The 10,036-nt window shown below is 67.7% G+C and carries 7 protein-coding genes and 2 pseudogenes; 7 read left to right on the forward strand and 2 right to left on the reverse strand.

The features are described from left to right. Positions 1-234 (forward strand): annotated as a pseudogene (locus I73_RS33560) (class I SAM-dependent methyltransferase); the annotation flags it as partial. Positions 235-310: 76 nt separating this feature from the next. Here I73_RS33560 and I73_RS23435 read toward each other — a convergent pair. Beyond that, positions 311-949, reverse strand: a complete 639-nt coding sequence (locus I73_RS23435; RefSeq protein WP_022982848.1) for a response regulator transcription factor — start codon at positions 947-949, stop codon at positions 311-313. After that, positions 946-2,112, reverse strand: a complete 1,167-nt coding sequence (locus tag I73_RS23440) for a histidine kinase (protein WP_022982849.1) — start codon at positions 2,110-2,112, stop codon at positions 946-948. Before I73_RS23440 ends, I73_RS23435 begins: the two co-directional genes overlap by 4 nt. 242 nt (positions 2,113-2,354) lie before the next feature. Here I73_RS23440 and I73_RS23445 point away from each other — a divergent pair, with 242 nt between their 5' ends. The 6 genes and pseudogenes from I73_RS23445 to I73_RS30205 form a co-directional block, all read left to right on the forward strand. After that, entirely contained in the window at positions 2,355-2,783 is a 429-nt protein-coding gene (locus tag I73_RS23445) for a hypothetical protein (RefSeq protein ID WP_234409593.1), read from the forward strand. Positions 2,784-2,836: 53 nt separating this feature from the next. After that, positions 2,837-3,200 (forward strand): annotated as a pseudogene (locus I73_RS30195) (response regulator). Positions 3,201-3,256: 56 nt separating this feature from the next. Next, positions 3,257-5,392 (forward strand): chemotaxis protein CheA, encoded by a 2,136-nt coding sequence (locus I73_RS23455; protein WP_022982851.1) that lies wholly within the window; start codon positions 3,257-3,259, stop codon positions 5,390-5,392. A 33-nt stretch (positions 5,393-5,425) separates the two neighbouring features. Next, the gene (locus I73_RS34650) at positions 5,426-7,000 is read left to right on the forward strand and encodes a methyl-accepting chemotaxis protein (protein ID WP_022982852.1); all 1,575 of its coding nucleotides are present in this window, start codon (positions 5,426-5,428) and stop codon (positions 6,998-7,000) included. Between the two features lie 34 nt (positions 7,001-7,034). After that, entirely contained in the window at positions 7,035-8,804 is a 1,770-nt protein-coding gene (locus tag I73_RS23465) for a methyl-accepting chemotaxis protein (RefSeq protein ID WP_085944645.1), read from the forward strand. Between the two features lie 144 nt (positions 8,805-8,948). Then, positions 8,949-10,036: HAMP domain-containing protein (locus tag I73_RS30205; RefSeq protein ID WP_022982854.1), on the forward strand; the 1,088-nt coding region annotated here is incomplete at its 3' end.

Consider the following 10,036-nt stretch of genomic DNA (forward strand, 5'->3'; position numbering starts at 1 on the left):
GGCTTGGCCCAGGTGCGGCGTGGGAACATATGGACGGTGGACTGGTCGTGCTACCAGATGGTCTACCTGTTCAAGCGCCCGGAGAGCATGCCCCGCGCCGTGGTCAAGGCCCGGCGCGAACTGAAGCCCGAGGCCTGGCTGGTCAGCCTGGAGTTAGAGGCCACCGAACTGACGCCGGTGACACGGCTGGAAACCGTGGCCGGCAAGCCGGTGTGGCTTTACCGCGCGCCATGAACCTGAGCCCCAGCCATCCTTCGGTGACACACCCTCTCGGAGGGTGGCACGGGTCTCCCCGTGCCGGGTGCCGACATCACTCGCCGACGAGGCCGTTGCGGATGGCGTAGACGGTGAGTTCGGAGTTGTTGGCCAGGGCCAGCTTCTCGAGCACCCGGGCCCGGTAGACGCTGACCGTCTTGGGCGAAAGCGTGAGCTCGGTGGCGATGTCCGACAGCCGCTTACCGCTGGCGATCATGACCAGGGTCTGCAGCTCGCGGTCGGAGAGCTTCTCGTGCGGCGCCTCGGTCTCCTGGTCCTTGCCGATGTTCTCGGCCAGCAGCTGGGCGATCTCGGGGGTGATGTACTTGCGCCCCTGCGACACGGTGCGCACCGCCTGCACCAGCACCGCCGGGTCGCCGCCCTTGTTCACATAGCCATGGGCACCGGCCTTCAGGGCCCGCAGCGCGTACTGGTCCTCGGGGTACATGCTGACCACCAGCACCTTGACGGGGTTGCCCTCGTCCTTGAGCACGTGCAGCACGTCCAGGCCGCTGCGGCCGGGCATGTTGATGTCCAGCACCAGCACGTCGCAGCTGTGCTGGCGCATCAGCGTGCGCAGCTCGCCATAGTCGCCGGCCTCGCCGACGACGTCGATGTCGGTGGCGTCGGCCAGCGTGTCACGGATGCCGCGCCGGATCAGGGCGTGGTCGTCGCAGATGATCACACGGGTCATGGTTCTCCCCAGGTGGACGGGTCGTGTGCGGCGTCATCCAGCAGGTCCGACTCGGAACCATCCTCCTCCTGCACCGCAGCCCCCTCGTCCAAAGGAATCGAGAGTATCAGCGTCGTCCCGGCCCGGCTACTGGAGAGGTCCACCCAGCCCCCCACCGTGGAGGCCCGCTCGTGCAGGCCGCGGATGCCGAAGCTGCGCGCCTTGGCCAGGTCCTCGTCGGTCAGGCCCCGGCCGTTGTCGCTCACCTCCAGCGACAGCACGCCGGCCGCCAACGACAGGTCGATACTGACCCGGGTGGCCTGGGCGTGCTTGTTGATGTTGGTCAAGGCCTCCTGGGCGGCCCGGTAGGCCACCAGGGGCACGCCGGCCGGCAGGCTCACCTGGTTGTCGAGGTTGGTGCGGAACACACAGGCCACGCCGGTGCGCCGCTCAAAGCGGTTGGCCACCCACTGCAACGCCGCCACCAGTCCCTGCTCCAGGATGGCCGGCCGCAGGTTGTGCATGATGCGCTGGCTGGCCTCCAGCGCATGGGTCACGGTCTCCATCGCACTGTCGATGCGCTGACGCAGCTCCGGGCTGATGCCCGGCTGGCGGGCCATCCAGGCCAGGTCGAACTTGACCGCGCTGAGCGAGCCGCCGACATCGTCGTGGATCTCGCGGGCGATGGCCGCGCGCTCCATCTCGACGCTGGTCTGCAGATGCTGCGCCAGCTCCGAGACCCGTTGACGGGATTCGGCCAGCTCGCGGTCGGCGCGCTGGCGTGCCTTCAGGGCCTCGTGGGCGTCGATGGCATGTTCGGCCGCCGGGGCCAGGCGGGCCATGTTGCCCTTGAGCAGGTAGTCGCTGGCGCCATCGCGCATGGCCTGCACGGCCACGTCCTCGCCGATCTCGCCCGACACCAGGATGAAGGGCACCAGCACGCCCAGCTCGCGGACGATCTCCAGCGCCTTCAGCCCGGAAAAACCCGGCACGTTGAAGTCCGACAGGATCAGGTCCCAGGACTGGGACAGGGCCTCGCGGAACTCGCGCTCGGTGTCCACCCGCACCGCGTCCACGTTCAGTCCGCCGCGCGCCAGATAGGCCAGCGCCAGTTCATGGTCGAGCTCGGAATCCTCCAGATGGAGCACCCGAAGAACGCGGCGGGGTGGATCTTCAACAGCCATGGCACGAAGTATCTCCCAGGGCGCAAGACCCCGAAGTGGCCCTAGGACCAGAAATACGCCCGGAAACATGCCGTGATTCGTTCAATAAATGGTGAGCTCGTGCCGAAAAATGATCTGCAACTCCCCGACAGCGTTGCGGAGCCACCGGTCTGCCGGTGACTCAGCGCGGTTGGGACACACAAAACGAGTGTCTTGGAGCCACGATGCCAATGACGGAACACCAAGCTGCTGCCTCTGGCGGCATGCCTCTGCCCCTGCTGGCGGCGGCCGATCTGCAGGACCACCTGATGGTGGCCAGCAACGACCTGGAACGCCTACAGCGCCTGCTGGACGACGCCAGTGAGACGTTGTCCTCGCATTTCTATGCCGCCAGCTCGCAGCTCAATGACACCTTGCGCGTGATGTCGGCGCTGCCCGACATCGACCACGGCGCGCTTCATTCCGCCATGCAGGGGCTGGCCAGCGCCATCACGGCCCTGCAGTTCCACGACATGGCCACACAGCTGATCTCGCACACGCAAAAGCGTCTGCGCAGCTGTGCCGACCGGATTGCCCGTGATGCCATGGGCGATGACGACGAGGACGGTTCGACCATCGTCGAGGACGGCCCCGGCCGCCCCAACCCCGTGACGCAGGATGAGATGGATGCTGGTTCCATCGAACTCTTCTGACACCCATCTCGCACCCAGACCTCCCCATTCAGAACAGCCCCCGGAGAACTGCCATGCATTCGATCCTCGCCGTTGACGATTCCCCCTCCATGCGCCAAATGGTGGCCTTCACCCTCAAGAACGCCGGCTTCAATGTCGTCGAAGCGGTGGATGGCCAGGACGCCTGGGAGAAGGCCAATCAGCGTGACTTCAACCTGGTGCTGACCGACCAGAAACATGCCCCGCATGGACGGCATCAGCCTGACCAAGAAGCTGCGTGAAAACCCCAAATTCAAGGCCACGCCGATCCTGATCCTGACCACCGAGTCCAGCGACCAGATGAAGCAGGCCGGCCGCGCCGCCGGCGCCACCGGCTGGCTGGTCAAACCCTTCGATCCGGCCAAGCTGATCGAGGTGATCGGCAAAGTGATCCGCTGACCGACCGGTCCGCCCCCTTACGCCGAGAAGCACGACACAACGAGGAACTTGCACCCATGGCCGACACCACCCATGACCACGGCACCAGCGATGGCATTGACCTGACCCAGTTCTACCAGGTCTTCTTCGAAGAAGCTGGCGAGAACCTGGAAGCCATGGAGCAGAAGCTCCTGGAGCTGGATCTGAGCGCCGCCGACGACGAGGAACTCAACGCCATCTTCCGTTGCGCCCACTCGGTCAAGGGCGGTGCGGCCACCTTCGGCTTCTCCGACGTGGCGGAGCTGACCCACCAGATGGAGACGCTGCTGGACAAGCTGCGCCGCCATGAACTGCAGCCCACCGCCCAGATGGTGGACGTGCTGCTGGAAGCCGGTGATGCACTCAAGGCCCTGCTGGCCCGCCATCAGGGTTCCGGCGCCGAGGCACCGGACACCTCTGCCCTGGTCGCCCACATCCGGGCCATGGCCGAGGGCGGCAGCGTGCCGGCTCCGGCACCGACCGCGGCCGCCCCGGCCCCGGTGGCGCCCGCACCCGCCCCGGTGGCCGCAGCGTCGGCCGTGCCCAATGGTGCGCGTGCCGTCGAACTGCGCGTGGGCCCGCTGGAGCACCCCGAGCAGGCCGACAACCTGGCCGAGCTGTTCAAGGAAATCACCAATCTCGGCACGATCGAACCGCTGGACGCCGGCCATGCCGCCGACGGCATCCGCCGCTTCCGCATCGTGACCACCACCAGCGACAACGATCTGCTGGATCTGTTCACTTTCCACGTGGCCCGCGAGGCCATGCAGCTCCTGCCGATGGGCCCGGGCTACGGCTTCCATGAGGGTGCCCCGGGGGCCCCCGAGCGGTCCGCCCAGCCCGAGGAGCAAGGCTACGGCTTCTTCGACGACGCCCCGGGAGCGCCTGGTGCCGCCGCGGGCAGCACCCCCGCCCCGGCCGCGCCGGTCGCGGCCGCACCGGTCGCCCCCGCACCGGCGGCGGCGGCGCCCAAGGCCACGCCCAAGGCCGAGGCCAAGGGCGGCGGCATGGATTCCACCACCCTGCGGGTCTCGGTCGAGAAGGTGGACCAGCTGATCAACCTGGTGGGCGAACTGGTCATCACCCAGGCCATGCTGGCCCAGAACAGCCGCAATGTGGACGCCACCCTGAACCAGCAGCTGCTGTCGGGTCTGGCCGACCTGGAGCGCAACACCCGCGACCTGCAGGAAGCGGTGATGTCGATCCGGATGATTCCGATGTCCATGGTCTTCAACCGCTTCCCCCGCATGCTGCGCGATCTGGCCAGCAAGCTGGGCAAGAAGGTCGAACTGGTCACCCAGGGTGAAGCCACCGAACTGGACAAGGGCCTGGTCGAGAAGATCACCGACCCGCTGACCCACCTGGTGCGCAACAGCTGCGACCACGGCATCGAACTGCCGGCCGACCGCGTGGCCAAGGGCAAGCCCGAACACGGCACCGTCACCCTGGTGGCCTCTCACCAGGGCGGCTCCATCGTCATCGAGGTGCGCGACGACGGCCGCGGTCTGAACCGCCAGAAGCTGCTGAACAAGGCCCGCGAACGCGGCATCGACGCGCCCGACACCATGACGGACCAGGAGGTCTACGGCCTGATCTTCGCGCCGGGCTTCTCCACCGCCGAGCAGGTGACCGATGTGTCCGGCCGCGGCGTGGGCATGGACGTGGTCAAGAAGAACATCACCGCCCTGGGCGGCACGGTGGAGATCGACTCCGCCGAAGGCTACGGCATGAGCGTCAAGGTGCGCCTGCCGCTGACCCTGGCCATCATGGACGGCATGAGCATCGGGGTGGGCGACGAGTGCTACATCCTGCCGCTGTCCTCGGTGGTCGAGTCCTTCCAGATCGCCCCGAACATGATCAAGACCATCGGCAACTCCGGCCGCGTGGTCGAGGTGCGCGACGAATTCATGCCGGTCATCGACCTGGAACGTGTCTTCGAGGTGCCCCGCTTCGACTTCGAGAAGTCCTCCAACATCATGGTGGTCGTCGAAGCCGAAGGTGGCCGTGTGGCCCTGCTGGTGGACGAACTGCTCGGCCAGCAACAGGTCGTGGTGAAGAACCTGGAAGCCAACTACCGCAAGGTCCCGGACGTCTCCGGCGCGACCATCATGGGGGATGGCCGTGTGGCCCTGATCCTGGACATCGGCGCCCTGGTCCGCCGTTCACGTCACTGAGTGCGGATGTCACAGACATTGAAGGAGACGGCCATGTCAACACGCCGCATGTCCCTGGGCGTCCGGCTGGGCCTGGGCTTCACCGCCACGCTGGCCCTGCTGCTGGGCATCACGGTGCTGGGGCTGGTGCAGATGCGCCAGCAGCTGCTGCTGCAGGCCGCGGTGGACGCGACCAACGACCAGCTCAGCCTGGCCCAGCAGTGGCGGGGCCAGACGCAGGTCAACCTGGCCCGCGCGCTGTCACTGGCCAAGGCCGACAACAACCCTCAGCTGGACGCCTACCTGGCGCCCCAGATGAAGGCGACGAGCACCGAGATCAGTGTGCTGCAGAAGAAGCTGAGCGACAGCGCCCTCTCCGACGGCGGTCGCCGGGCCCTGGAAGCGATTGGTGGCGCCCGCGAGAAATACCTGGGCACCCGCAAGAAAGTGCTGGCCCTGCTCAAGTCCGGTGACGCCGGCGCAGCGGCCGAGGTGGACCACAGCCTGCTGCCCGCCGCCGACGCCTATCTGGCCAGCATGAATCACCTGGAAGAGGTGCTCAACCAGGAGGTCGATGCGGCCCAGCGCAACGGCGCGGCCTCTGCGGCCAATGCCCGCCAGCTGATGATCGGCATGGCGGTGCTGGCCCTGGGCATGGGTGCCTGGATCGCCTGGGCCCTGACCCGCTCGATCACCCAGCCGATGCGCCATGCCATCGACACCGTGGAAGCCATTGCCGAGGGCGACCTCACGGTTGACCTGAGCGTTGATCGCCAGGACGAGATCGGCCGCCTGCAGCACGCCATGCAGCGCATGCGGGGCAGCCTGCACGACATGGTGACCGGTATCCGCCTGTCCACCGACGGTATCTCCACCGCCAGCAGCGAGGTCGCCTCGGGCAGCATGGACCTGAGCCAGCGCACCGAGCAGGCCGCCTCCAATCTGCAGCGCACCGCCTCCTCGATGGAACAGCTCAGCGGCACCGTGCGCCAGACGGCCGATGCCGCCCGCACCGCCAACCAACTGGCCCACACCGCCTCCGACACCGCCCAGCGCGGCGGCCAGGTGGTGCAGGAAGTGGTCCAGAGCATGCAGAAGATCTCCGAGGCCAGCCAGCGCATCGGCGACATCATCGGCGTGATCGACGGCATCGCCTTCCAGACCAACATCCTGGCCCTGAACGCCGCGGTGGAAGCCGCCCGCGCCGGGGAACAGGGCCGCGGCTTTGCCGTGGTGGCCGGCGAGGTGCGCAGCCTGGCCGGTCGTTCAGCCGAAGCCGCCCGCGAGATCAAGCAACTCATCAGCACCAGCGTCGAGCGGGTCGAATCGGGCAGCGCACTGGTGGACAGCGCCGGCCGCTCGATGGCCGAGATCGTCCAAAGCGTGCAGCGCGTCACCGACATCATCGCCGAGATCACGGCGGCCACTGGCGAGCAAAGCGCCGGCATCTCCGAGGTCGGCCAGGCCGTCCATCAGCTCGACGAGATGACCCAGCAGAACGCGGCGCTGGTCGAGGAATCCAACGCCGCCGCCGAGAGCCTGAAGGACCAGGCCCACCAGCTCGGCGAGATCGTCGGCCGCTTCCGTCTGGCCAAGCAGCACGGCAGCGCCGGGCAAATCGTTCATTGAATCACCCAAGGACTTTTTCACCATGATGCAATGGATGCGAGGATTCACGATCCGCCTGCGAATGCAGGGGGCGATCGTCGCCGTGTTGGGCTTGTTCGCCCTGCTGAGCCTGGCGACCTACGTCGGCTGCAGCCGACTCACGGCCGTCAATGCCTCGTTGATGAGCCACTCCGTCAAGGAACTGCACGACATCAGCAACATCCGCACGGCCCTGGGCCAGGTGCACCAGCTCGAGAAGAGCATGGTGATCAACCATGCCTCGCCCGACATGGTGGCGCAGGACAAGCAGCAGTGGCAGGACGCCCAGGACCAGCTCAAGCGCAACCTCAACGCCCTGCTGGAGGGCGAGGAGGACGCTGACAACGCCGTGGTACGCGAGACCTTGCAAAAGGTCGAGGCCTACGCCAGCGCCGTCACCACGGCTTTCGCCCAGGGCGCTGCCACCGATTCGGTGGCACTCAACCAGTCCCTGTCCGCCGCCCGTGAACAGATCCGCGCGATCGAAGACGGCGTCAATCGCATCCAGTCCCTGGTGGACCAGGACATCGCCGACAACCAGACCCAGTACCAGGCCGAAGCCGGCCACCTGCTGTGGTCCTTCGGCGCCGTGATGGTGCTGGTGCTGATCGTGGTGACGCCGCTGACGCTGCTGAACTCCGTCTCCATCACCCGTCCGGTGCACCATGCCCGCGACATCGCACTGGCCATCGCCGACGGCGACCTGACCCGTGCCATCCATGCCCAGGGCAAGGACGAGACCGCCGAACTGCTGCGGGCCCTGGACCACATGCAGCGCTCCCTGCGCACGCTGGTGGGCGAGGTGCGTGACAGCTCGCAGCGCATCCACATGGCCTCGCGCGAGGTGGCCGCCGGCAATGCCGACCTCAGCGGTCGCACCGAGCAGACCGCCAGCAACCTGGAGGAGACGGCCAGCGCCATGGAGGAGCTGACCGCCACGGTGCGCGACAGCGCCGCCTCCGCCGGCCATGCCAGCGGCCTGGCCAGCTCGGCCGCCCAGGTGGCCCAGCGCGGTGGTGACGCGGTGGCCCAGGTCGTCACGACCATGGACGAGATCAACCACGCCAGCCACAAGATCGCCGACATCATCGGCGTGATCGACAGCATCGCCTTCCAGACCAACATCCTGGCGCTCAATGCGGCGGTGGAAGCCGCCCGGGCCGGCGAGCAGGGCCGCGGCTTCGCCGTGGTCGCCAGCGAGGTGCGCAGCCTGGCCGGCCGCTCGGCCGAGGCCGCGCGCGAGATCAAGCAGCTGATCAACGCCTCGGTCGAGAAGGTCGAGAACGGCAGCCGCCAGGTGCAGGATGCTGGCGCCACCATGGGCGAGATCGTCTCCTCCGTGCAGCGCGTCAACGACATCATCCAGGAGATCAGCACCGCCGCCACCGAACAGAGCAAGGGCATCAACCAGGTCAACAGCGCCGTGGTGCAGCTCGACCAGATGACCCAGCAGAACGCGGCACTGGTGGAGCAGTCCACCGCTTCGGCAGAAAGCCTGAAAGACCAGGCCGGCCGGCTCAACGACGTGGTGGCGCGCTTCCGCCTGGACAGCAGCTCGGCCGTGGTGCCCGCAGCGCCTCCCCGCGCCCCAGCGCTGACGCCGCCTCCCGCGGCGCCTTCACAGGCCCCGGTGGCTGCCCCCCGCAGCGCCGCACCGGCCACACGCGCCGCAGCCCCGACCTCTCCCCGGGCTCCGGCCGCGGCGCCCCCCACACCGCAGCGGCCCGCACCGTCCAAGGTGGAAGCCTCGACCGCCCCCTCGGACGACGACTGGGAAACCTTCTGAGCTGAACCCGGTCACGCCCTGCGCGTCCCCCGGGGCACGCAGGGCTTTTTTATCTTGGGGACAGCGCTTTGATCAAGCTCAAGTCCCCACGGGTGACGCCGATGACCCGGTGTAAGCCCTTATCTCTTTGTCGTGGGAACTGCCGTGAACCAACTCCTTCGTCAATTCAGCATCCGGCTGCGCCTGAGCGCCGGCCTGGCGGCCCTGGCATTCCTGATGCTCGTCATCGTGCTGTGGTCGGTCTGGACCCTCCGCAGCGTGCGCGAGCAGGGTGACCAGCTGATGGCCCAGCAGTTGCAAAGCCTGGACACCGCCAATGGCGTGCTGTTCTCCATGGAGCGCATGCAGCGCCTGGAGCAGGCCACCATGCTCAACGGCAGCAACGCGGTGACCGCCGACGAGTTCTTCCAGCAGTGGAAGAAGACCGTGGCCGCCCTGCGCCAGGACCTCAAGCCAATGGCCAGCGACGCCACGCTGGCCGAGGGCATCAAGGGCTTCGAGGCCCATGTGACCGCCCTGCAGGACGTGCTGCAGCAGGTAGTGGACGCCAAGATCGACGCCAGTGCCGCCTATGCCTACGCCGGACAGGCCCAGGGCGACCTGGACACCGCCCAGAAGGCCTTCGACAGCTGGGGGCAGCAGTCTCGCGCCACGGCCGAAGCCGCCCGCGACGAGGCCCGCACGCGCACCCAGGTGCAGATGGGCGCCAGCCTGGCCCTGCTCGTGGTGGTGCTGGGCGGGGTGGGCGTGATGATGGTCTTCACCCTGCGCTCCATCCTCGGTCCCCTGACCCAGGCCAGCGAGGCCGCCCGGCGCATCGCCGCGGGCGACCTCAGCGGCGAATTGCCGCGTGAAGGCCGCGACGAAGTGTCCGCCTTCATCACCTGTCTGGCCGACATGCAGCAGTCGCTGCGGCGCCTGGTGGGCCAGGTCCGCCACAGCGCCGACAGCATCCTGACCGCCAGCAGCGAGGTGGCCAACGGCAACCTGGACCTGAGCCAGCGCACCGAGCACACCGCCAGCAACCTGCAGGAGACGGCCGCCTCGATGGAGCACCTGACCGGCACCGTGCACCACAGCGCCGAATCGGCCCAGCAGGCCAGCCAGCTGGCCCAGAACGCCACCCAGGTGGCCGAACGCGGCGGCAACCTGGTGCACCAGGTGGTGGCCACGATGGAGGACATCAACCAGTCCTCCACCAAGATCGCCGACATCACCGGCGTGATCGACGG

The organism is Ideonella sp. B508-1, assembly GCF_000333615.1.
GTDB lineage: Bacteria > Pseudomonadota > Gammaproteobacteria > Burkholderiales > Burkholderiaceae_C > Ideonella.